This is a genomic window from Rothia sp. HMSC061C12, assembly GCF_001815755.1.
Lineage (GTDB): Bacteria > Actinomycetota > Actinomycetes > Actinomycetales > Micrococcaceae > Rothia > Rothia mucilaginosa.
The window spans coordinates 35,901-59,073 of record NZ_KV821867.1 but is presented as its reverse complement, the minus strand read 5'-3'; the positions used below and the strand labels follow the sequence as shown (position 1 = coordinate 59,073).

General features: G+C 56.9%; 17 protein-coding genes and 1 tRNA gene. 14 read left to right on the top strand and 4 right to left on the bottom strand.

Features of this window, described 5'->3' with window-relative positions; all coding sequences use genetic code 11:
• Positions 1-140: 140 nt before the first annotated feature.
• The 3 genes from HMPREF3055_RS04805 (at position 141) to HMPREF3055_RS04795 (ending at position 5,509) form a co-directional block, all read left to right on the top strand.
• Entirely contained in the window at positions 141-1,676 is a 1,536-nt protein-coding gene (locus HMPREF3055_RS04805) for an S-layer homology domain-containing protein (protein ID WP_070688840.1), read from the top strand.
• Between the two features lie 366 nt (positions 1,677-2,042).
• A complete protein-coding gene (locus HMPREF3055_RS04800) occupies positions 2,043-3,638 on the top strand; it encodes a hypothetical protein (RefSeq protein ID WP_049349969.1) in 1,596 nt (531 codons plus the stop codon).
• Positions 3,639-3,937: 299 nt separating this feature from the next.
• Complete coding sequence (locus tag HMPREF3055_RS04795) at positions 3,938-5,509, top strand: gluconolactonase (RefSeq protein WP_070688842.1); 1,572 nt, start codon at positions 3,938-3,940, stop codon at positions 5,507-5,509.
• Positions 5,510-5,718: 209 nt separating this feature from the next.
• On the opposite strand, the gene HMPREF3055_RS04790 is transcribed toward HMPREF3055_RS04795, so the two are convergent.
• On the bottom strand, positions 5,719-6,663 hold the full coding sequence (locus HMPREF3055_RS04790; protein ID WP_070643146.1) for a Nif3-like dinuclear metal center hexameric protein: 945 nt from the start codon (positions 6,661-6,663) through the stop codon (positions 5,719-5,721).
• 129 nt (positions 6,664-6,792) lie between these two features.
• Between HMPREF3055_RS04790 and msrA the strand changes: the two genes are divergently transcribed.
• The 11 genes from msrA (at position 6,793) to HMPREF3055_RS04735 (ending at position 16,808) form a co-directional block, all read left to right on the top strand.
• On the top strand, positions 6,793-7,314 hold the full coding sequence (msrA, locus tag HMPREF3055_RS04785) for a peptide-methionine (S)-S-oxide reductase MsrA (RefSeq protein ID WP_070690163.1): 522 nt from the start codon (positions 6,793-6,795) through the stop codon (positions 7,312-7,314).
• A 215-nt stretch (positions 7,315-7,529) separates the two neighbouring features.
• The gene (locus tag HMPREF3055_RS04780) at positions 7,530-8,306 is read left to right on the top strand and encodes a DUF6318 family protein (RefSeq protein WP_070690160.1); all 777 of its coding nucleotides are present in this window, start codon (positions 7,530-7,532) and stop codon (positions 8,304-8,306) included.
• A gap of 142 nt (positions 8,307-8,448) precedes the next feature.
• The gene (locus HMPREF3055_RS04775) at positions 8,449-9,243 is read left to right on the top strand and encodes a DUF6318 family protein (RefSeq protein ID WP_083318010.1); all 795 of its coding nucleotides are present in this window, start codon (positions 8,449-8,451) and stop codon (positions 9,241-9,243) included.
• 220 nt (positions 9,244-9,463) lie between these two features.
• A complete protein-coding gene (locus HMPREF3055_RS04770) occupies positions 9,464-10,243 on the top strand; it encodes a DUF6318 family protein (protein ID WP_070690159.1) in 780 nt (259 codons plus the stop codon).
• A 269-nt stretch (positions 10,244-10,512) separates the two neighbouring features.
• Entirely contained in the window at positions 10,513-11,277 is a 765-nt protein-coding gene (locus tag HMPREF3055_RS04765; protein WP_070690157.1) for a DUF6318 family protein, read from the top strand.
• A 250-nt stretch (positions 11,278-11,527) separates the two neighbouring features.
• Positions 11,528-12,259, top strand: coding sequence for a DUF6318 family protein (locus HMPREF3055_RS04760; protein WP_070738309.1), 732 nt, complete (start codon positions 11,528-11,530; stop codon positions 12,257-12,259).
• 40 nt (positions 12,260-12,299) lie between these two features.
• The gene (locus tag HMPREF3055_RS04755; RefSeq protein ID WP_070738307.1) at positions 12,300-13,097 is read left to right on the top strand and encodes a DUF6318 family protein; all 798 of its coding nucleotides are present in this window, start codon (positions 12,300-12,302) and stop codon (positions 13,095-13,097) included.
• A gap of 105 nt (positions 13,098-13,202) precedes the next feature.
• Positions 13,203-13,964 (top strand): DUF6318 family protein, encoded by a 762-nt coding sequence (locus HMPREF3055_RS04750; RefSeq protein ID WP_070738305.1) that lies wholly within the window; start codon positions 13,203-13,205, stop codon positions 13,962-13,964.
• A gap of 209 nt (positions 13,965-14,173) precedes the next feature.
• Positions 14,174-14,884, top strand: coding sequence for a DUF6318 family protein (locus HMPREF3055_RS04745; RefSeq protein ID WP_070738303.1), 711 nt, complete (start codon positions 14,174-14,176; stop codon positions 14,882-14,884).
• Between the two features lie 191 nt (positions 14,885-15,075).
• A complete protein-coding gene (locus HMPREF3055_RS04740; RefSeq protein WP_070738301.1) occupies positions 15,076-15,780 on the top strand; it encodes a DUF6318 family protein in 705 nt (234 codons plus the stop codon).
• A gap of 173 nt (positions 15,781-15,953) precedes the next feature.
• A complete protein-coding gene (locus HMPREF3055_RS04735) occupies positions 15,954-16,808 on the top strand; it encodes a DUF6318 family protein (RefSeq protein WP_070738298.1) in 855 nt (284 codons plus the stop codon).
• Between the two features lie 133 nt (positions 16,809-16,941).
• Here HMPREF3055_RS04735 and HMPREF3055_RS04730 read toward each other — a convergent pair.
• From HMPREF3055_RS04730 to HMPREF3055_RS04720, 3 genes are all read right to left on the bottom strand, one after another.
• Positions 16,942-17,017 (bottom strand) — tRNA-Glu (locus HMPREF3055_RS04730).
• A gap of 313 nt (positions 17,018-17,330) precedes the next feature.
• Entirely contained in the window at positions 17,331-19,523 is a 2,193-nt protein-coding gene (locus HMPREF3055_RS04725) for an LPXTG cell wall anchor domain-containing protein (protein ID WP_070543173.1), read from the bottom strand.
• Between the two features lie 578 nt (positions 19,524-20,101).
• Complete coding sequence (locus tag HMPREF3055_RS04720) at positions 20,102-23,134, bottom strand: DUF5074 domain-containing protein (protein WP_070738296.1); 3,033 nt, start codon at positions 23,132-23,134, stop codon at positions 20,102-20,104.
• Between the last annotated feature and the right edge of the window lie 39 nt (positions 23,135-23,173).

Below are 23,173 nucleotides of genomic sequence, written 5' to 3'. Positions count from 1 at the left end.
AGGGTGAAAATGTCCCCGAAACCGACGGGGATATTCGACCACTTTTCTCATTGGGTTGGCGCAGATTCGACGGAGATTTCTCACCCCGAAACCCTATGAAACTGCATCATCCCGGTGGGTACGACCCGTAAGGATGATGTATGTCCTCGCTTCCGAACTCTAAGTCTTCGTTCCTCCGTGCGGCGCAGGGTTGCGGCGCACTGGTGCTGGCTGGTGCGATGGTTCTGCCGATGACTCCGGCACTCGCCCAGGATGCGGCACCTGCTGCTAATGCACCGGCGGCAAATGCTGTGACCCCCAAGCCTGCGGCTCAGGATGTTGCCGCGCAGCCGACGTACTCCACCGACTATGACACCATTTTTTACACCGGTGAGGGCGGCACCGTGACCCTGAAGGGTACCGGTTTCACCAAGGAATGGCGTGAGCAGCACGGCACCGTTGTCTTCTACATTGCCGCTACGAAGGATCGCCCCGGTAACGCAGAGCCTTCAACCTCGATGCTTCGCTTTGAAGAGGGTAAGGACTTCACCATTGCCGATGACGGCACTTTTGAGGCAAAGCTGACCATCAAGGCTAAGGCTCTGGAGAGTTTCTACACTCCCATCGATTATTTCCCGGGTATCACCCTGGATGAGGTGCGTTACGAGACGGGTATTTTGACCGAGGCTAAGGGCCAGCCGCAGTCGAGCATTGAGGATATTTGGGCTCGCAAGAACGTTATCGCCCACCACCCGATGTACACCCGCGCCTACCATCCTGAAGTCATGGCACCTAAGTGGAAGTATGATGCTCTGAAGGACACCACGAAGGATCAGGAACTGCTGGTCCAGGGTGAGGGTTTCGTTGGTGAGGAGCTGCCCGGCCGTGAGGGTGCCATGTACGTGATTCGTGAGAAGGGCACCGGCACCCCCGTCCTGGCGATGAGCGATATGAAGTCCTACTATGAAGGTCCCGATGGCGTAACCCGCCTGGAGGGAGGCACTCTTTACCGCACCATCAAGATCCCCGCAAACACCCTGGATTCGTCTAAGCAGTACGTCATTGAGGCGTGGAGCGACTACGACTACGACCTCACCAAGAAGGACAGGCCTCTCATCACCCCGATTGTGGGTTTGGCGCCGGAGCACCGCGGTGTTCTTATGGGCCGTCAGGATCTGAAGTTTGAGGGTGTTCCGGACTTCATGGATGCTACTGCGCCCGCGCGAGAATACAAGACCTTCACCTCGAAGCTCACCTACCAGGAGCAGCAGCAGCGCGCTACTCGCGGCGAGTTGACTGCGGCGCTGTACGCTCAGGCTGGTAGCCCCAAGGTGAACCTCCCTAAGACCTCCCCCTGGCCGGATGTGAAGACCACCGACCCGAACTACGCCGCCTACGTGTGGGCTCGTCAGAAGGGCATTACTTTCGGCTGGTCTGATGGTAAGTTCCACGCGGATGCCGGCATTTCGAACGCTACCGTTGCGGCGTTCACCTACCGCGCAGCGGGTTCCCCGGCTGTTTCCGGTGTTTCTTCGTTCACGGATGTTAATCCGAGTTCCGCCTTCTACCGTGAGATTCTGTGGTCCACGCAGCAGTATGTCATCAATCCGGATTTCGGCGCTTTTAATGCGACGGACCTGGTGAATCGTGGTCAGCTGGAGCAGATGCTGTTCAACTTCCAGAATCGAGCTAAGTAGAACGGTGCCAAGTAGAACCACGCTGAGTAAGGCGGACTAGTTCTGAGCTGAATACCCCGTGTTCTCGAACAGGTTTTCTGTTTGGGAGCGCGGGGTTTCAGCGTTTAACAGCTACTCACTGTGTGAGATTTTCGAAAACCTTAAAGCGTTCCTTGAGTGTTTCCTGACAACTGTTCAACACTTTGCTAGGGTGGGAGTACTCCCGAAACCGACGGGGGTACTCAACCACTTTTCTCATAGGGTGTATGCAGATTCAACGGCGAATTCCCTACCCGCCGGTGAGCTCGCACCACCTCAGATTGCGCCTCCCCGGATTGCACAGCTCTGGACTGCACAGCCCCGGAGAAACGACTTTAAGGATGTCTCATGTCCTCACTTCCGAACTCTAAGTCTTCATTCCTGCACGCGGCTCGCAACTGCAGTGCACTGGCGCTGGCGGGCGCAATGGTTCTGCCGATGACCCCGGTTCTCGCGCAGGATGCAGCACCCGCCGCAAACGCACCTGTGGCTAACGCGCCGACTGCCAATACCCCTGCAACCCAGAATGTTGCGGCTGAGCCGTCTTTCACCGTTGATTATGGGGAGTACGACTTCCTGGACGGACGTGACCTCTTCAGGAAAAAGAGCGACGCCCTGTACACCGGTGAGTACAACGAAATGACGGTGAAGGGCACCGGTTTCACCAAGGAGTGGCGCGAGCAGCACGGCACCGTGGTCATCTATATTGCTGCTACTCAGGACCGTCCTGGTAATGTGGAGCCTTCCACGTCGATGCTTCGTTTTGAAGAGGGTAAGGACTTCACCATCGAAGATGACGGCACCTTTGACGCTTACCTGAAGATCAAGCCCGACACTTTGGAGAGTTACTACCCCCTCACGGAGTACGCCCCGGATATGACCCTGGAGAAGGTGCGTTACGAGGTCGGTATCCTTGCCGAACCTAAGGGTCAGCAGCAGTCGACCGTTCAGGATATTTGGGCTCGCAAGAATGTTGTGGCTCATCAGGCTCTGAACGCCAATGATTATCACCCTGGTACGTTCTCACCCATGTTTAAGTACGATGCTCTGAAGGACACCACGAAGGATCAGGAGCTGCTGATTCAGGGCGTGGGCTTCAACGGGGATCTCTATGGATCGAAGGGCATGATGTACCTCATTCGTGAGAAGAGTACCGGCTCCCCTGTCTTGGCCATGAGTGACATAAAGTACTACCAATACGACAAGGAAACCTACTCGAACATTCTGGAGGGAGGCTTCGCTTTCGTCACCATCAAGATTCCGGCGAACACTCTGGACCCTTCCAAGCAGTACGTTATTGAGGCGCGGAGTGATTACGGCTATGCCAGCGAGACGGATAAGACTCTGATCACCCCGCTGGTGGGTTATGCACCGGAGCACCGCGGTGGCTATTTGGCCAGTTTGGACTTGAAGTTCGAGGGTGTTCACCAGTTCACGCTTGCTAACCCTCGCGATGTACGCCGTGAGACCTTTTCGACAAATCTTTACGGCGATGAAGATAAACAGCCCGCTACCCGCGGCGAGCTGGTTTCCTACCTTTATAGGTTGAAGGAAAGCCCCAAGGTGGACCTCCCGGCGGTCTCCCCGTGGCCGGATGTGAAGACGGACGACCCGAACTACGCCGCATACATTTGGGCTCGTGAAAAGGGTGTTACCTTCGGCTGGTCGGACGGCAAGTTCCACGCGGATGCCGGCATTTCGAACGCTACCGTAGCTGCGCTGACCTACCGTGCGGCTGGTTCGCCGGAGGTGCAGGGTGTTTCGTCCTTCCCGAATATTACGCCGAGTTCCGCGTTCTACCGCGAGATTCTGTGGGTGACTCAGCAGAGTATTATCAATCCTGGGGGCGGCGTGTTTGATTCAGCATCCCCCGTGACTCGTGGCGAGCTGGAATGGATGATGTACTATTTTTCGACTCGTTTTCTTCACCCTGAGCAAAATTAATTAAGTAAGCCGGACTGGCTCTAGCCTTAGTACCCCGTGAACCCTGAGAGTCTTCTTCTCAGGATGCACGGGGTTCGGTTTTTATCGGCTGATCAACCTGTGAAATACCTCAGAACCTTCAAGCTTCTCTTGAGTGTTTCCTGACATCGTTTAGAGGGTTTGATAGGGTGAAAATGTCCCCGAAACCGACGGGGCTTCCAACCACTTTTCTCATAGGGTGTATGCAGATTCAACGGCGAATTCCCTACCCGCCGGTGAGCCGGCACAGCTCCACGAGAAACAACTTTTAAGGATGTATTATGTCCTCGCTTCCGAACTCTAAGTCTTCTTTCCTCCGCGCTGCTCAGGGTTGCGGCGCATTGGCGTTGGCTGGTGCTATGGTTCTGCCGATGACCCCGGCACTGGCTCAGAATGCGACCCCTGCCGCTGATGCCGCTGTTGCTGCCGCTACCCCTCAGGCAGCTCACCAGGTCGCTGCGGCTACCCCGACCCTGGATGTGTCTCTCCCCAATGGCTACAACTACGATGGCGTAAACGTCTTCCTCGTAACGACCGAGGGCGGTACCGTCCATGTGAAGGGAGCAGGCTACACCAAGGAGTGGCGTGCTCAGCACGGTACCGTGGCACTGTACATTGCCCCCGCGAACTACGCGCCTTCCGGCTACGAGATTCCGACTTCGAAGATGCTGCGCTTTGTGGAGGGTCAGGACTTCACCATTGCCGATGACGGCACTTTTGAGGCTGACCTGAAGGTTGAGGCGTACGACCTTGCCGCCTACTACTTCGTCGATGATGATTATGCCCAGGATCCGACCGGCGGCACCAAGTACGATGTCCACTACGAGATTCACGTGGTTGCTGAGCAGAAGGGTCAGAAGCCGCTGACCGCTCAGGAACTGTGGACCGGCAAGAACGTGGTGAGCACCCAGGCTTTGCAGACTCTGGGTAAGAGGGCAGAGCCGTTCGATCCTAGCTTGGCATACAACGCTTTGGGCAATCCCGCGCAGGCGCAGAATTTGTATGTTAGCGGCGGCGGCTTCCACGGCGATATCCGCTCTGCTAAGGGTGTTCACCTCGCCATCCGTGAGAAGGGCTCAAACACCCCGGTTCTGGCAACCAGCGACATTATCGAGTTTGACCACCCCACCATGTACTCGGCGTACCGTGACGGCAACCTGCACGGTAAAGTGCATGTTCCGGCAAACACCCTGGATGCTTCGAAGAAGTACGTGATTGAGGTCTGGGCTAATGACGGCTACAGCGAGAAGGGCGAGCTACTCGCACCGGTCGTGGGCAAGCCTACCGAGGGCCGCGGTACCCTGCTTGCATGGCAGGACCTGGATTTGAACGGCACGAACGGTTACAGGGATGCAAACCTGCCCAACGCGCAGGACCCCAAGAAGGAGGATGACCAGAAGCCTGCTCCTTCCGATGAGAAGCTGAAGACCCCTGCAACTCGCGGTGAGCTTGCAACTGCCCTGTACATTCAGGCGGGCACCCCCGAGGTGAAGCTGCCTGAGACTTCCCCCTGGCCGGATGTGAAGACTGACGACCCGAACTTCCCTGCTTACGTGTGGGCTCGTCAGAAGGGTATTACCTTCGGATGGTCGGACGGCAAGTTCCACGCTGATGCCGGCATTTCGAATGCTACCGTTGCGGCGTTCACCTACCGTGCGGCTGGTTCGCCCGCGGTTAAGGGCGACTCCCCGTACAGCGATGTGGCTCCCGGTTCGGCGTTCTACCGTGAGATTCTGTGGGCTCAGCAGAACAAGGTGGTGCTGAACGCTAGCGGCGCTTTCGATGCTCAGCACATGGTGACTCACGGTGAGTTGGAGACTCTGATTGAGGCGTTCCAGGCTCGCGCTAAGTAAGGTCGTTTAGACCGCCCGCGTTTGGGCCCCCAAGCCCTGCAGAGCAATGCCCGGCAGAAGTAATGCCCCACAGAAGTAATGCCCGGTCTGCACGTTCCCTTGAGGATCCTTGGGAAAGGTTCCTGTCGGGTTCGTACAGGCCGGGCTTTACTGTGCCTAAATTTTTGAAGCTTGCTTCTTGGCAGCTACGCAGCGGCTACTTTCAGCGTTTACTTTTCAGTCAAGCTGGTCCATGCGGCGGCGGGTTCCGTGCTTGCCGAGTGCGCGTCATGACCGGTTGCCACGCCGGTGGAGACGGTGAAGTCCCACGGGTCGGTGTTCAGTGCGGACAGCTTCGTTTCGATAGCAAAGCCGCGCTCAGCGAGCAGGGCGCGCAGGCGGTTTGCCGCCGACTGCAGCCAGAGGGATTCGCTGGCGGCGTGGGAGCAATCAATCAGGGCGATGTTACTGCCGTCGACTCGTGCGGTTTCGCGGAATTCGCTGGCGGGGTGGTGGCGCAGGTCGGCGGTAATGTACACCTGCGCGTCGGTGGCGCGCACCGCGTCGAAGAGAGAGTCACCGGCACCACCGCAGAGAGCGACGCGGCGGATCGGCTGGTCAGCGCGTCCGGCGATGCGCAGGCCACCGGCGGTTGCGGGCAGTGCCGCTGCGAGGCGTTCTGCGAGCTCCTTGAGGGTGATTTCTTCGGGCAGGGTGCCGAGGCGACCGGTGCCTACCGCGTGTTCCTGCTCGTCAAGTACCTGGGTTTGCGCTTCGGTGAGCGGTTCGCGGTCAATCAGGCCGATAGCGTCACAGAGTGCTTCGTTCACGCCTTCAACGGCGGCATCTGCGTTGGTGTGCGCGCCGAGCAGGCCGCATCCGCCTTCGATGAGGGTGTGCAGAACGTTGCCCTTGTAGTCGCTGTCGGGGATGAACTTTGCGCCGCGGAGCAGCAGCGGGTGGTGGGTGATGAGTAGCTGCGCGCCTTCGGCTACGGCTTCTTCGGCGGTGGCGGTGAGGGCGTCTACTGCGAAGAGGACGGTGCTTACTTTAGCGGCGCCACGTCCGGCGACGAGGCCGGAGGCGTCCCATCCGGCGGCGAGCTGCGGAGGGAAGAGCGTGTGGAAGGCGTCGACGACTTCTGCGAGGGTGGGGGTTTCTAGTTTTTCAGTCATACCTCTATTGTGGCAGGTGGCGCGGCGGGGCAGGTGGCGGTTTACGCCAAAGCCTGCAGTAGCGCAGGAATATTATGCGGCTCGGCGGTATTCTTCAGGTAGTGTGGTTTTATAGTTCGAGGAGGAATCATGACTGATGTTGTTCTTGCCGGCGGCTGCTTCTGGTGCCTGGATGCGGTATACCGCCAGTTCCGCGGGGTTGAGGCGAGCGTCTGCGGCTACACGGGTGGCGAGACTCCCGACCCTGATTATCGTTCGGTGTGCTCGGGTGCGACCGGCCATCAGGAGGCGCTGAAGCTCAGCTTTGACCCGCAGGTGATTGACCTGGATACGGTGTTGGATATTTTCTTTACGAGCCACGACCCGACCAGCTGGGATCGTCAGGGCGCGGATACCGGTTCGCAGTACCGTTCGGTGATTTTCTACGAGGACGAGCAGCAGCGCGAGCTGGCGGAGCGAGCTAAGGAACGGGCCCAGCAGCTCTTTGATGCGCCCATCGTGACCGAGATTAAGCCCCTGGGCGTGTTCTATGAGGCTGAGGATTATCACCAGAATTATTACGCGTTGAACCCGGCGCAGGGTTATTGTGCGTTTGTGGTGAGCCCGAAGGTGGCGAAGGCGCGCCGTAATTTTGCGCATCTTCTCCGCTAGGTTGTACGCCCCTCCAGTTGTTTTGCCCCGCGGCTGTTGTTCTTTCTTCGAAAATATTCGGAATAACGGCCGCGGGGTTTCTTCGTGTGTGCCCAGTTGTCCCAAGCTATTTGCTATTCACTTGTGCTTTAGGGTTGTTATAAGGTGTGCCCGGTATGATGGGGGTGTCGACTCACTCCTCCTCCTCATCTGTTGACCTCTTCGAAAGACTGCTGATGACTAGCTCTTCTTCTAAGTCCATCGCTTTGAGCCGCCGCGCCGTATTGGGTGTGGGCGGTATTGGTCTTGCCGCTGTGGTGTCTGCGTGTGCGCGTACGGTGCATCCACCAGCTGATGTTGCTGAGTCTGGCTCGGCGAGCGCGAGTGCTTCAGCGAGCCCGTCTGCTTCGTCGGCGCTACCGCCTGCGAATAAGTCGTATCAGGGTAAGGTCACCTTCGATAACTTTGAGAAGAACGGCGAGTATGTTCCTGCTACGGCTGAGCAGAAGGCGCAGAACGTACCCAAACCGATTATGCCGGAGAAGGTGCAGGAGCTGAGCGTTGACGGTATTTATGCGCTGATTGGCTATTGGATTTCTAGTTTTAATTATTTGGCGTTGACGGGTGATATTGAGCCGTTGAAGAAGACGGATCCGAGCAGCGATTACTATAAGGAGCTTGAGCCGATGGTTAAGCTCTATGAGACGGGTCGCGGCTGGATTTATGACACGAGTGAGCCGATGTCTGTGTACCTGTTGACGGATACTCCCACGCAGATTGAGGGTGACCGTATTCGTTATTTCTGGCGTGCTCGTTCCCTGGTTGATCAGAATGCGAAGAGGCATCTGACCGAGGGCGATAACCGCGATAAGTCCCTTGTGGGGGCTGAGGATTCTCAGGGCCAGGCGATGCGGATTGTTGTGGAGTATAAGGAGGGTGCTTGGTTTATGAGCACTCAGAAGGATAAGGATGCTGATAAGAGCTCGGATTCTGCGAGCCCCTCGGCTTCCTAGTGCACTAATTGCAGCTTTTTGGGTTTCTTCTACTCAAAAGTACATGAATAGCAACATTTGATAGTCATTCACGCACTTTAGGGTATGATAAGGGTGTCAACTCACTCTATTTCCTTTGTTGACCTCTTTTGAAAGGCCAATTATGATGAGCCCTTCCCCCATATCTACCCGTGTGAGCCGCCGCGTAGCACTGGGCGCGACCGGCACCGGTGTGCTGGCTGCACTGACTGCGTGTGCTGGTAGTATCCGCCCGCTGGCTGATGGCTCAGCGTCAAGCCCCGCTTCCGGTTCTGCTAGTGCATCCGCGAGCGCTTCAGCTAGTGCCTCACCCAGTGCCTCGGCTAGCGCTTCGCCTTCTGCTTCTTCCGGCAAGCCTTATAAGGGCCTCGTGAAGTTCGATAACTTCGAGAAGAACGGCGAGTACATTCCGGCAACCGCCACTCATAAGGCACAGAACGTGCCCAAGCCCCTCGTTCCGGCGAACATGAACGAGCAGAGCATTGATGGTATTTATGCGTTCATCGGCTATTGGTTGGTGAGCTTCAACTACCTGCTGATGACTGGCGATCCTGAGCCGTTGCAGAAGGCTGAGTCTACGGACATACTGACGGAATACCAGAATTTGACGGCTGCCTATGAAAATAATCTGGGGTGGCTCTACGGTGCGGATACCCCGGTTACTCTTGAGCTGCTTTCTAATTTGCCGCAGAAAATTTCCGGTAGCCGAATTCGCTATGACTGGTTGGGATACATGCGGTACAGCACCGACATCAAGGTTCATACTGAGGGCGTGAGTCCGGATGAGCCCTTTATGGAGGATAGCTCCCAGGATCTGACGAAGGTTGGCGTGGAGTACAAGGATGGTAAGTGGATTATGCTCACCGACGAGGATGGCTCTTCTGGGCCTGGTAGCGCCAGCAAGTCTTCTTCTGTCTAAGCCTTCTGGGAGCTTAAGATAGACTTCTCCCCCGCTCACGGTAATGCACCGTGGGCGGGGTTTCTTTTTGCCGGAACTCGGTAATGCTTCGCAGCGGCGTGAGGTTGCTATGTCATCGGCACCATACGACGACCGTTAATGGGTATCTGCGTTTTTGCCGGTATGATGGGGGTGTCAACTCACTCAATTTCCTTTGCTGACTTCTTTTGAAAGGCTGATAATGATGAGCCCTTCCCCCGTCTCTGCTGGTGTGAGCCGTCGCGTGGCGTTGGGTGCTACCGGTGCCGGCGTACTGGCGGCATTGACTGCGTGCGCTAGCGATATCCGTCCGCTGGCTGATAGTTCCCCCTCCGGTGAGGCTTCAGCAAGTGCGTCCGAAAGCGCATCCGCGAGCGCCTCAGCATCGGCTTCGTCTTCCTCTTCCGACAAGTCCTATAAGGGCCTTGTGAAGTTCGATAACTTCGAGAAGAAGGGTGAGTACGTTCCTGCCACGGCTGAGAAGAAGGCACAGAATGTGCCCAAGCCTCTCGTTCCGGCGAACATGAACGAGCAGAGTGTTGACGGCATGTATGCGTTCATCGGCTACTGGCTGGCGAGCTTCAACTATGTGCTGATGACCGGTGATGCTGAGCCGATGAAGAAGGCTGACCCTGCAGATGTGTATGCGAAGAGCCTGCAGGAATTTACGTTGATGTACGAGAGTGATCTGGGTTGGATGTACGGTACGGACACCCCGGTTACTATGGAGTTGATTAGTAGTTCACCGCAGAAGGCTTCCGGTAGCAGTACCCGTTATAACTGGCCGGGCTACATGAACTACAGTGCCGATGCAAAGATTCATCGTGAGGGCAAGTCTGACCTACCTTTCAAGACGTCTTCTAGTCCGAACGGCAAGCTGATGAAGGCTGCTGTGGAGTACAAGGACGGTAAGTGGTTTATGCTTACCGGCGATGAGGGCTCTTCTGCATCTGCTTCTTCTGGTAGCTCTTCGTCTGTCTAGGCCATTGTCTTTGACAGCGTGAATAGGCTTCTCCCCCACCTGCGGTAATGCACCGTGGGCGGGGGTTTCTTTTTGCCGAAACGCTGCCAGAACTCTGCGGAAACCCAGGGAACACCCAGGGGAAACTCAACAAATGTTCTGAGTTGGCGGAGGGTGCCTCGGGTACGCTTAACGTATATACATTGACGTACTACATGTGGTCTTTGCCTGCAGGTTGTGAGCCCCGTACCGACGGCTTTGTGGGTGAAGAATCCGACGAAGGACTTCTGATGACTACTTTCTTCACTCGACGTACCGCCTTGGGTGTTGCTTTTGCGGGTGCACTTTCTGCGTTGACTGCGTGCGCCAGTGATATTCGCCCGTTGGCTGGTGGTACCGGCTCGGCTTCTCCGTCGGAGGCGGCGACCGCCTCCGAAACTGCGTCTGCTTCTGCAAGTGCTTCGGCTTCTCCTTCTGTTTCAGCGTCTGCGAGTGCTTCTGCTGCTTCGGGTCTTCCGTCTTCAGGTAAGTCCTATAAGGGTCCGATGAAGTTCGATAGCTATGAGAAGACCGGAGAGTACGTTCCGGCGAGTGTTACGCATAAGGCTGAGAATATGCCGAAGCCTGTTCCTCCGGCGAATATGAAGGAGCACAGCGTTGATGGTGCGTATGCTTTCTTGAGTTTCTGGCTTGCTAGCTTGAACTATTTGATGATGACGGGTGACCCTGGACCGATTGAGGTTGTTTACCATGATGGCTACGGCATAGAGAAGTATCCTGGCACGCTGAAACTGTATGCATCGGGTTTGGGCTGGGTGTACGGTACGGAAACTCCGTATATTGTTGAGCTGCTGACGGATGCTCCTCGTGAGGTGCCGGGCAGCGACAATACTCGCTTTATTTGGGAAGGCTATTCCTACATGGACCCGAAGATGATGCGGCATTATGAGGGTCAGCCTGAGAAGGCGACGAGCGCTGATGAGTCGAAGAAGAAGGTGGCGAGGTTCCGTCTGGAGTACAAGGACGGCAAGTGGGAGCTGTCGAGCGCCGCTTAGCTACCGCATTGCAGAGGGCTCGCTCTCGTAGTGATTTCTTATGCGGTAAGACCCCGCACCTGGTAAAACGCTGGGTGTGGGGTCTTAATTTTCTGAACATTCGAGGCGGTCACGGGGCTATTAGGTGGCTCTCGGGTAACCTTAAAAGTGTATACATTGACGTACTGATAGGTCTTTACAGGGCGTCTACGCATGCTCTGGTGCACGGCGTCGTGGTTTGCTCTGTATTGGCTCCAACGAAGGGCTTCCGATGACTACCTTCTTCACTCGACGTACTCTCCTGGGCATGGGTGCGACCGGTATTCTTGCTGCGCTGACTTCTTGCGCTAGCGATATTCGCCCGCTGTCGCAGAGTTCGGGCGGTTCCTCTGGCGGTGCTGCTTCTGGTTCGGCTTCCTCGTCTGCGAGCGCCTCTGTGTCTCCTTCTCCTGCTGATGATCATACGCCCGGCTCGTATGTGGGTCCGATTAAGTTCAATAACTACGAGCGGAACGGCACCTACGTCCCTGCGACTGCGAATGCGCCGGCACAGAACGTGCCGATGCCTCTTATCCCGGAGAAGATGAAGGAGAACAACCCCGAGGGCGCCTACGCGCTGATGGGCTATTGGCTTGCTTCCCAGAACTATCTGATTCTGACCGGCGATGTTGAGCCGCTGATGAAGGCGGATCCGGCGAAGGCTTTTCTGAGGAACTCTAGGACCATGATTAAGCTCTATGAGTCGGGTCTGGGTTGGATTTACGGTTCGGATCAGCCGTACAAGATTGAGATTGTGGAGAATGAGCTTCAGCCGGTTGCTAATAAGCCGGACCGTTATGAGTGGCTTGTGACCGTCGCGTATGACCCTGCCGCTAAGTACCACATTGAGGGTGAGCCTGATGCGACTATCGTTGAGGAAGAAAAGACGGTTCCGCATACGACCAAGTTCATCATGGAGTACAAAGAGGGCATGTGGCGCATGCTCCTGGATAACAACAGCTAAATTTCCTCATCTTCTGATACGCACTATTTAAGGATTTCTGATGACGACTTTTCTTTCTCGACGTGCAGCCCTACTAGCTGCCGGTGCAGGCGCTATTACGATGCTGAGTGCCTGCGCCAGCGATATTCGTCCGCTGGCTGATGGCTCCCCGTCTGCTTCTGGTGAGGCTCCCTCTTCCGCAAGTCCTAGCGCCTCTGCGAGCGCTTCCGCTAGCCCCTCCGCCTCTGCGAGCGGTTCTTCCGCGAAGTCTTATCTGGGACCGGTGAAGTTCGACAACTACGAGAAGAAGGGCGAGTACGTCCCCGCGGATGAGACGCATAAGGCGCAGAACGTGCCTAAGCCCCGCCCGCCGGCGAATATGCATGAGAACAGCATTGATGGCGCATACTCTGCCTTTAGTTTTTGGCTTGCCAGCGTCAACTATCTGGTGCTCACCGGTGACAATGAGCCGTTGAAGGAAGCTGACCCCTCCGGCAGGGACGTTACGGCTTTCAAAGATTACGTGAGTTTTTACGAGTCCAATGAGGGGTGGTTTTACGGTTCGGAGCATGCGCTCCAGGTTGAGATGATGACCCCGCAACCTGTAAAGGCGGAAGGTAGCGAGCCTCTCTATTACTGGCGTATCACGCTGTCCAAGGACCCTAAAGCGATGATGCATGTTGAGGGTAAGGGAAACAGGCCCATGTACCAGAATACTTCCATGGAACCTGAGCTTTCCGACCTGAAATTGTCGTATCAGGATGGCAAATGGTTCACTTACCCCACCAAGGTACGCGGCCAAGGCACGGCAAGCCCAAGCGCTAAAGCATCCGATAAGGCAAACTCTGATAACTTCTAATGCATCGTTGCAACGTTCGTCTTAGCGGCGAGGATATACTTCGCTCACAGGCCCATAAAATCTAGGGACTCGCTCCCTCCCCTACATATCACCTAAGGATTTTTCATGGTAACTTTTCTTTCTCGACGTGCCGCACTAGCGGCTGCTACCGGTGCCGGCGCGGCTGTGGCGCTGGCTGCCTGCGCTAGCGATATCCGCCCGCTGGCTGATAGCTCCACCTCCGGTGAGGCTTCGCCTTCGGCAAGCGCATCCGAGTCTGCGAGCGCATCCGCCTCGGCATCTGCGACTACTTCCGCTAAGAAGTCGTATAAGGGCACGGTGAAGCTCGATAAGTACGAGAAGAACGGCGAGTACGTTCCGGCAAGCAACACTCAGAAGGCGCAGAACGTGCCGAAACCTATTGTTCCGGAGAAGATGAACGAGGCAACCATTGAGGGCATGTACGAGTTCCTCAGCTACTGGGTGGCAAGCTTCAACTACATGTTCATGACCGGTGATTACGAGCCGCTCAAGAAGGCTGACCCTGAAGGCCGCTATGCGAACGAGGGCAGCAATGCTGTTATCATCTACTCTTCCGGCAGGGGCTGGGTATACGACACGGATACGCCGGTTACCGTTCAGCTTCTGACCGACGCCCCGAAGAAGGTCGCGGGCGGACCCAACCGCTACGATTGGCTCGGACGCATCATCTATGACCCCAACGCGAAGATCCACATTGAGGGTCAGGACCCCGCTCCCCTAGTCGATGGATCCACTAAGAGCGAGGCAACCAACTTCGCGGCGGACTACAAGGACGGTGCGTGGTACATGCTCAGTGATGAGGATGCTGATGCATCCTCTTCCGAGAAGAGCAGCGCTAGCGCCTAAAACCCGCCTCTAAGCGGCTGGTTCTAAAAGTGAGGGAAGCTCTCGAATGCAGTTGAGGCTGCGTGCGGGAGCTTCCCCTTTTTGTTTGCATGGCCTGCGTACGGTCGTGTTGAACTGTTCCCGCAGACGAGCAGGTGCAGGCTTTGAATGTGTCAACAAACCTGCTCGGGTACGCTTAAGAGCACAGAACAAACTATTGAGGGGTTCTCATGCCTACCTTCGTTACCCGACGCGCTGCCCTGGGCATTGTTGCCGCTGCCGCGCTCGCCTCCTTGACTGCCTGCGCCAGCGATATCCGCCCGCTGGAGGACCCGAGCGTAGTTGACCCGATGCGCCCCTACAAGGGCGAGCTGAAGTTCAATAGCTACAAGTCCACCGGAACGTACCGCCCTGCAAGCAGCACGAAGAAGGCGGAGAACCCGCCTATGCCCACCCCTCCCGTGAACATGAAATCGAAGACGACCTCGGGCATGTACGCAGCTATAGGCTACTGGGTTGCGTCCCTGAATTATCTGACGGTTACAGGCGACGACACGCCGTTCAAGGCCGTGGACATGGATGTCATCTACGTGCGGAAGATGGAAGCATACGTAGAGTTGTACAAGAAGAATGAGGGGTGGATGTACGGCACCGAGACGCTGCTCGTGGCTGATCTGACCGAAGAGACCCCGCAGAAGGTTGACGATGAGCAGTACCGTTGGAAGGGTGTTGCCCGTAGCCATAAGGATGCTGTTCTCCATTACGTGCCCGAGGACAGGGACATTCGTCTGGCTGAGACGAGCGGTGACTCCAGCGACGATGAGGTCACTTTTGTGTTGAAATACCGAAACGATGCGTGGATGGTCACCGTTGAGACGAAGAGTTCCTCGACGACTTCCCCCGGCTCCTCGGGCGGAAGCGATTCTGGCCTCAGCGTTTAGGATGCGGTAGCGCGGCAAAGCGGCAGCATAAGAAGATGATGACACTTTCCCCTGGTAAACGGCACTTTTCGTTAGCTAACGTAGCTTTTATAGTATTTTCCAAGGTTTGACAACGAAGAAATCATAAACATAACCAAATACACTAAGGTACCCTGAAATAGATACACCGATAATCTATTGAAGGGTACCTTATGTCCACCTTCGTGACCCGACGCGCCGCCTTTGGCATCGCCGCCACCGCCGTGCTCGCCTCCTTGACTGCCTGCGCCAGCGATATTCGCCCGCTCAGCGACCCGAGCACGCCCGAGGAACAGCGCTCCTACAAGGGCGAGCTGAAGTTTAACAGCTACGAATCACGCGGCACCTACGTTCCCGCGACCAGCTCGAAGAAGGCGGAGAATCCGCCCAAGCCTATTCCTCCTGCAAAGATGAGGGCCAAGACGACAGAGGGCATGTACGCCGCCATAGGATTCTGGGTAGCATCTTTCAATTACCTGATACTCTCCGGTGATATTGAACCCTTCATGGCTGTGGATATAAACCGAAACGATATCTACAAGGCAGAAGCCTTCGCCGAGCTTTATAAGAGCAACACTGGCTGGATGTACGGCGCAGATGCACCAGTCTCAGCGAACCTGACCGAGGACGCTCCAGAGCAGGTTAACGAGCACCAGTATCGTTGGAGGGCCACCAGCCGCTACCACAAGAAAACAACGATTCACTATACAGATGGCCGGGAACTACCCATGGCCTCATTGGATGGCAATACTGGCGATTATGATTTCTTCTTTGCCTTGAAATATCAGGATGGTGCATGGACGGTCTGGAATGAACGAGTCAAACTAGCTCCGATCTCACCCACTTCAAACGCGAGCAGCTCCGGCGCCTCCGCTTAGAACCCCGGCCATATCGTAGTCGTGCGAGAATCTCTGGGGCCCATGTTTTTCGTCATCTACCGCCGCTTTTACGGCGTTGGAGGCGCACACGACATTGGGCTGACTGCTCCCCTGCGATATTCTGGAATTAGTTCATTTCCGGCACATACTTTATTCACCTCAGAAAGAGCCCCATGTCTACCATGTATACCCGCCGCACCGCCCTGACCGCACTGGGTCTGGGCACCGCCGCGCTTCTTGCCGCATGTTCCTCGAAGTCCTCCGAGTCTTCGGTGACCGCGAGTGCATCCGCTACCGAGTCTTCGACCGCGAGCGCAACCGCATCCGTCTCCCCCACCGCGGAGGCAACCACCACCGTTGAGCCCGGCCCCAGCATGAAGGGTGAGGTCGTTCTTGCCGACTACTCCTCCACCGGCACTTTTGAGCCCGGTACCAAGGAGCACAAGGCTGTAAACGTTGCGATTCCCTTGGAGCCGGCGAAACTGCGCGAGAACAGTGTTGAGGGTCTGCACGCGTTCATCGCGTACTGGCAGGCTACCCTGAACTACCTGCTGCTGACCGGTGACGGTGTACGCTTCACGAACATTGACCACACCGGCGACTACTCGACTGTGGCTGAGTTCTTCCAGAGCATGTACGCTTCGGAGAGCGGCTGGGTGATCGGTTCGGAGCGTCCGATGATTCTGTCGCTGACTGCTGACCGCCCGACCAAGGATACTCGCACCGGCTACTACACTTGGGCAACCGAGATGGTGATTGATGGTGCTGAGGGTGCTGGCGTGTACAGCAAGACTAATGATCGTGTGCAGCCGCTGACCGAGGTATTCAAGTACCCGGGTAAGCCGGTGGCTGGTCAGATTGTGGCGCACTACCAGGACGGCACTTGGCGTATGGTGCGTCGCGCTCCGGGTACTGCTTCTGCTTCGCCGGTTCCGTCGCTGAGCCCGAGCGCTTCGGCTGAGGGTACTGCGTCTGCGGAGGGTTCGGCGGAGGCTACTACTGCTTCTGCTGAGGCGTCGGCGCAGTAGATTCCGGGTCCCCTATACCACTGAGAAGCCACATGTGTTTTAAACACATGTGGCTTTTCGCTTTTAATCTTTCTTGAAAAAGACAGGTATAAACAAAAAGCCTTGATTCCGAAGAACCAAGGCTTTTTCCTAGTGGTGACCCCAACCGGATTTGAACCGGTGTTGCCGCCGTGAGAGGGCGGAGTACTAGGCCGCTATACGATGGGGCCGTGAGATTTACATCTCTTTTACCAGGTCTCCCTGGCAACACATATAACTATACAGAGGTTCCCAGAAACAACCAAATCGAAAAGCGGTGAAATGAGTCACATATTTTACACTGAGTGCAAGGCCTAAAAACAGACTCCTCCCCCAGCTGTGCAGACCCCCCCCCGACAGCCATCCGGCACCTCCGCAGCGCCCGCCTCCGTGCCCGCGCCTGCCTCGTTCAGGCGCCACGGCACCACAACACCACGGCATCAAGGCACAAAAATGCGCCCCGCACAGTGTACGGGGCGCATCCGCTCAAACTAGAGCAAGAAACTATGCCTTACGGCGGCGAAGCACCATCACAGCGGCACCGGCAATCAGCGCGAACGCACCGACAGCAGCCAGGCTCAGAACGTTCTGAGCACCGGTCTTAGCCAGCGAGCCCTTGCTCTGAGGCGCAGACTTGGTAGCCGAAGCGCTCACCTGAGCATCGGAGTTAGAGCCCTTAGGCTGGGAGTCAGACTTCACCGAAGAAGAGTTCTTCAGCGGCGCGGTCTTCGCGGTGGTTCCCAGCTGGTCGTTAGCTTCCTCAGCCTTCGGTTGCTCACCCTTGGGCTGATCAGCCGCCGGTTTCTCTGCAACTGCAGCAGATGCGGAGGGTGATGCCGAGGCGTTAGCGGGGAATGCCGGCTCGTCAGCCTCATCGCGGTTATCTGCGTTGCCGGCATCCTTCGCGTCGTTGACGATCAGCGAAACAGCCGAATCGTAATTGCGGTTGGTTGCCACGTCAGAACCAGCGGTGACGGTACCGAGCATGTAGCCCTGGCTGTACTGCATGGTGTTCGCGGGAACACGCAGGGTCGCGTCGAAGGAGTACTTGCCGGTGCGTGCGTTGTAGACGAACGCGCTCGCCGGAACGACGGTCGAGACCTTCTGAATGCTTGCCAGTTCGCTATCGGTCAGCTTGTCGAAACCCATCGACCATTCGCCTTCCTTGACCAGGAACAGGCGAATACCTTCAGCCGGGGGCTTCTCAAAGTCATAGCCGGACACATGGAAGGTATAGGGGCGAGTAATGTCGACAGTGCCCTCAGCGAAGTTCAGGGTGGGGTCAATCAGCACTGCGGTAGCCTGCTTCGGGTAGCCCTGGAAAGGAACCTTAGCGGGGTTAATGGTCGCGGTGGAGGTGAACTCGCCCTCGGAAACCTCAGCGTAGAACTTCACGATGGAGTTCGGAACCAGCTTCTGCTGCGAGGAGGGAACAGCCTTGCCGTTACGGTCAACGGTCGCCTTGGAGGTATAGGTGTCGGTCATGGAGCCGTCACCGGTCTTCGAGTTCAGCACGTAGGGTACCGCCGCGGTGGTGTTAGCAATGTCCTGCTTGTCCACTGCGATGACGGAGCCATCCTCGGTGACGGTCAGGTCGTTAGCCTTACCGCCGTTCATCTCAACCTCACCAATCACGCGGTCAGCCTTGGCGTCGAAGATGGCGATCTTGCCGGTACCGAAATCGGTTACGTACACCAGGTCGCGGTCCTCGTCGTTCTCCATGGACAGCGCCTGGGTGCCGAACTTAACGAACTTCTTGAACGCACCGGTGGTCAAATCATAGACGGAGATACCGGAGTTCACGCCGTCCACGCCCTGCGAGGAGACGTAAATTTCGTTCTCGGAGTGGTCAATAGTGACGTCAGAGGGACGAACCTCAACGGAGGAATTCTCGCCCCGGGTCTGAATAACCTGCTCAGTCTTGAAGGTCTTGGTGTTGATGACGAAGACCTTGCCGCCGGTACGCTCGGGCACGTACAGCTTGTCGCCGTCAACGGTCATGTTCATACCGACGTAGCGGGTGCCGCCGTTGGGGGCGCCTTCCAACTGCAGCTTGGTAACCTCGAAGGTCTTCATGTCGATCGCGGACACGTAGTAGCGGCCGGTCACGAACACCTTGCCGGAGTTGTGGTCCACCAGCACGGAGCGGGGGTGCTCAATCCAGTTCGGGTCGCTCTCGGCGATGCCGTGGTTAGTCCAAATCTGCTCCATGGTGTTCTGGTCGAACACAGACAGGGAGTTGTCGGTGGTGTTAGTAACCCACACGGTGCCGGATACGTCATCAACAGTGATGCCGTACGCGGAAATGTAGCCGAATTCGCCGTTCTTATCCAGCTCGAAGGGAAGCGCTGCTACTTCTTCAATCTGAAGAGTGTCTGCGTTGACACGAGCAATGGTGGAGGCGAGGTCGCCGCGTGCACCCACGCCGACCATCCAAATCTTGTTGGTCGCCTTAGAGTATGCAACCTGGTACTGGCCGGGCAGACCCTGGGTAATCTGCGCGACGGACGCGGAGGTGTCAACAACGCGGCTCAGCGATGCGGTGGAAGGAGCCGATGCGCTGGGGGTCGCGGTCTGGTTTGCGGTGTTCGGTGCTGCGAAGGAGGCAGGAATCATGGCTGCGCCGGAGATTGCGAGCGCGAGGGAGCCGACGGCGAGCCCCTTCAGTGCTTTGCCCGAGGAGGGAGTGAGGTTCAATGTGTGTCCTTTAAATGTGTAACGGAAGTGCTCACATGCCGCATGCGAATGCTAACGAGACACCCGTGAATATGCGGTGACATATTCGACGGCACGAAAAGCAGAAATGCAGGTAACGCATAAATTTACCTACCTTCTAATCCTCAATGTTTTCCCAGGAAAATACAAGCAGCGACGTGGGCGTGTTTTGTGTTTTTGTGAGTGATCCCCTAATTCGCCTTCAGTATCACGTGAAGGTTGAGGCGCTTCCCCGGTTTTTCCTTGCTCTTGCGGGCAAAAACCCAGGTCACGAGGGGTATTGTGATGCTTTTATATTTACACATTAATGTAAATGTTTAGGTGAGGCGCGCCAGCGAGATTCACCACGGGTTAAACATTTTCTCGACATTCAAAACCTATATTTTTACAGGCAAGTGCACATATATAAATATGTACTAAAACCACCTACCCAGCATTAGCCCAAGCGGGCACACAAAAGGCGGGTACCCCTCCCCCAGATTCGAAGAATCCGAAAGAGAAAATACCCGCCTTCTCACGCGTTACATCGAGCATTTACGCCCGAAAACTAAACGCTACGCTTATGCCTTGCGGCGGCGCATCACCAGGGCAACACCCGCAATCAGAGCCACAGAAGCGAAAGCAACCAGCGGCATCACAGCGTTAGCACCGGTGTTAGCCAGAGCGCTACGCGAAGAACCAGCCTGCGAGGAACCTGCGTCGCTCTTAGCTACCGAGGAGCCACCGCCCAAATTATCGGAACCACCTGCGGAGGAACCACCGTTCTTCACAGCCGAACCGGACTTATCAGCCTTCACTGCATCCGGAGCGGGCTTGGAGTCCTGTGCACCGGTCTTAGCGTCAGACTTCTTATCCTCAGGCTTCGGGTCAGCAGGCTTCGGGTCAGCAGGCTTCGGATCTGCAGGCTTCTTGTCCTCAGCCTTCGGGTCAGCAGGCTTCGACTCCTCAGCCTTCACACCGGTCACCGTCGGGTAACCCGCAAACTGAAGCGAAGTCGGGGTGATACCCACCGGAGCTGCGCTCGCGTCGGTGTCCTTCAGGCCAACCTTGAACTTCAGAATCGAGTTAGCCTTCAGCTGCTGAACCGATGCGGGAACGTCGTTACCCTGGCGGTCCTTGGTGGGCAGGGTGGTGTACTCGCTGGCGGTGCTGATCTCGCCGGTGGTGCCGTTGAGCACGTAGGGCAGGGTCACCTTCTCGTCGCGGTCCTTCTTGTCGAGGACCAGTACGGAGCCATCCTTGAGCAGGGTCACGTCGTTTGCGGCTGCGCCGTTCATCTCGACCTCGCCGATGACCTCGTCAGCGCGGCCGTCGAAGACAGCCACCTTGCCGGTGCCGAAGTCGGTTACGTACACCAGGTCGCGGTCCTCATCGTGCTCCAGAGCGAGCGCCTGGGTGCCGAACTTGACGAACTTCTTGAACTCGCCGGTGGTCAGGTCGTACACGGAGATACCGGAGTTGACGCCCTTCACACCCTGGGAAGAGACGTAAATCTCATTCAGCGAGTGGTCCACAGCAACGTCGGAGGGGCGAACCTCAACGGTGGAATCCTCACCCTGAGTCTGGATGGTCTTCTCAACCTTGAAGGTCTTGGTGTCCACGACGAAGAGCTTGCCGCCGGTGCGCTCGGGCACGTACAGCTTGCCGCCGTCGAGGAACAGGTTCATGCTCACGTAGCGGGTGCCGCCGTCGGGCGCGCCTTCGAGCTGAATCTTCTCAACCTGCTTGGTCTTCAGGTCAATCGCGGATACGAAGAAACGACCGGTCACGAAAGCCTTACCGGACTCGTGGTCAACCAGAACGGAGCGGGGGTGCTCAATCCAGTTCGGGTCGTCCTTCTTCACGCCCTCGTTGGTCCAGATGAGCTTGAGGGTCTGCTGGTCGTACACTGCCACGGAGTTGTCGGTGGTGTTGGTAACCCAGACGGTGCCGTCCACGTCATCAACGGTCACGCCGTACGCGGAGGTGTAGCCGTACTGGCCCTTGTCGTTCTGCTTGACGGGCAGCTCGGCGAATGCCTCGGTCTGCAGGGTGTCTGCATCCACGCGCGCCAGGGAGGAAGCAAGATTGCCGCGCGCACCCACGGTGGGCACGAAGAGCTTGTGGTTCTTCTTGGAGTAGCCAACCTGGAACTGGCCGGGCAGACCCTGAATGATGTTTGCAACGCTACCGGATGCATCCACGGTGCGGTGTGCCTCGGTGGAGGGGGTGGTGGTGTCGGTTGCCTTGGTGGTCTTGGTGGCGGTTGCCGGGTAGCCCTGGAACTCGCGGGTTTCGGGGGTGACCTGCTTGACCTCGGAGTTGTCGCCCGCGGTTGCGGTGACCTTGAACTTCAGGATGGAGTTCGCCTGAATCTCGGAGGTCTTGGCGGGAACCTCGTTGCCCTGCTTGTCCTTAGAAGGCTTGCTGGTGACCTTATCTGAGGTGCTGACGGTGCCGGTGGTGCCGTCGAGGACGTAGGGCACAGTTGCGGTTGCGCCAGCCTGCTTGTCCACAGCGACAACGGAGCCGTTGGGCAGTACGACCAGGTCGTTTGCCTTGCCGCCGTTCATGGCGACCTCAGCGATCAGCTTGTCTGCTGCGCCGCCGTCAATCACGCCGACCTTGCCGGTGCCGAAGTCAGAGACGTACACCAGGTCGTTCGCCTCGTCGTTGTCCAGCGCGAGTGCCTGGGTGCCGACCGGGATGAACTTCTTGAACTCGTGGGTGGTCGCGTCGTAGATGGACACGCCGGAGTTCGCTCCCTTCACGCCCTGGGAGGAGACGTAAATTTCGTTCTGGGAGTGGTCAATCGCGATGTCGGAGGGGCGAACCTCACCCTCAGCGTTGCCCTTGGTGTCGAAGCTGGTCTCCACCTTGAAGGTCTTGGTGTCGATGACGAAAATCTTGCCGCCGGTACGCTCGGGCACGTACAGCTTACCGCCGTCAACCAGGATGTTCATGCTGATGTAGCGGGTGCCGCCGTCGGGTGCGCCTTCGAGCTGGATCTTCTCAACCTGCTTGGTCTTCAGGTCAATCGCGGATACGAAGAAACGACCGGTCACGAAAGCCTTACCGGACTCGTGGTCAACCAGAACGGAGCGGGGGTGCTCAATCCAGTTCGGGTCGGTCTCCGCGATACCCGCGGTGGTCCAGACCTGCTGCATCGTTGCCTGATCGTACACGGACACGGAGTTGTCGGTGGTGTTGGTAACCCAAACGGTGCCGTCTACATCGTCAACGGTGATGCCGTAGGCTGCGTCGTACTGGTAGCCCTTGTCGTTCTTGACGATGGGCAGCTCGGCGACAGCCTCAATCTTCAGGGAGTTTGCGTCAATGCGAGCGATAGTAGAAACGTGCTTGTCGCGGTCTGCAGTGCCCGCAACCCAAATCTTGTTGGTCTTCTTGGAGTATGCGACCTGGAACTGACCGGGCAGGCCCTGGGTGATCTTTGCCATCGCCTTGTCGGTGATGGTGCGAGCGTCAGTGCTCTGGCTTGCCGCCGGGGTGGAGTCTGCCGCGAACGATGCGGGGATGGTGGCAACGCCGGAAATTGCCAGTGCCAGCGATCCAACGGCGAGGCCCTTGAATGCCTTGCTTGAAGCGAGGTTCATATGTATGTCCTTTTTCGTGGGTGGTGTGTGAAGGTGCGT

Bases quoted from the DNA above. Each gene is read 5' to 3' on its own strand.
- HMPREF3055_RS04805 (WP_070688840.1), top strand. From the start codon at position 141: ATGTCCTCGCTTCCGAACTCTAAGTCTTCGTTCCTCCGTGCGGCGCAG.
- HMPREF3055_RS04800 (WP_049349969.1), top strand. From the start codon at position 2,043: ATGTCCTCACTTCCGAACTCTAAGTCTTCATTCCTGCACGCGGCTCGC.
- HMPREF3055_RS04795 (WP_070688842.1), top strand. From the start codon at position 3,938: ATGTCCTCGCTTCCGAACTCTAAGTCTTCTTTCCTCCGCGCTGCTCAG.
- HMPREF3055_RS04790 (WP_070643146.1), bottom strand. From the start codon at position 6,663: ATGACTGAAAAACTAGAAACCCCCACCCTCGCAGAAGTCGTCGACGCC.
- msrA (WP_070690163.1), top strand. From the start codon at position 6,793: ATGACTGATGTTGTTCTTGCCGGCGGCTGCTTCTGGTGCCTGGATGCG.
- HMPREF3055_RS04780 (WP_070690160.1), top strand. From the start codon at position 7,530: ATGACTAGCTCTTCTTCTAAGTCCATCGCTTTGAGCCGCCGCGCCGTA.
- HMPREF3055_RS04775 (WP_083318010.1), top strand. From the start codon at position 8,449: ATGATGAGCCCTTCCCCCATATCTACCCGTGTGAGCCGCCGCGTAGCA.
- HMPREF3055_RS04770 (WP_070690159.1), top strand. From the start codon at position 9,464: ATGATGAGCCCTTCCCCCGTCTCTGCTGGTGTGAGCCGTCGCGTGGCG.
- HMPREF3055_RS04765 (WP_070690157.1), top strand. From the start codon at position 10,513: ATGACTACTTTCTTCACTCGACGTACCGCCTTGGGTGTTGCTTTTGCG.
- HMPREF3055_RS04760 (WP_070738309.1), top strand. From the start codon at position 11,528: ATGACTACCTTCTTCACTCGACGTACTCTCCTGGGCATGGGTGCGACC.
- HMPREF3055_RS04755 (WP_070738307.1), top strand. From the start codon at position 12,300: ATGACGACTTTTCTTTCTCGACGTGCAGCCCTACTAGCTGCCGGTGCA.
- HMPREF3055_RS04750 (WP_070738305.1), top strand. From the start codon at position 13,203: ATGGTAACTTTTCTTTCTCGACGTGCCGCACTAGCGGCTGCTACCGGT.
- HMPREF3055_RS04745 (WP_070738303.1), top strand. From the start codon at position 14,174: ATGCCTACCTTCGTTACCCGACGCGCTGCCCTGGGCATTGTTGCCGCT.
- HMPREF3055_RS04740 (WP_070738301.1), top strand. From the start codon at position 15,076: ATGTCCACCTTCGTGACCCGACGCGCCGCCTTTGGCATCGCCGCCACC.
- HMPREF3055_RS04735 (WP_070738298.1), top strand. From the start codon at position 15,954: ATGTCTACCATGTATACCCGCCGCACCGCCCTGACCGCACTGGGTCTG.
- HMPREF3055_RS04720 (WP_070738296.1), bottom strand. From the start codon at position 23,134: ATGAACCTCGCTTCAAGCAAGGCATTCAAGGGCCTCGCCGTTGGATCG.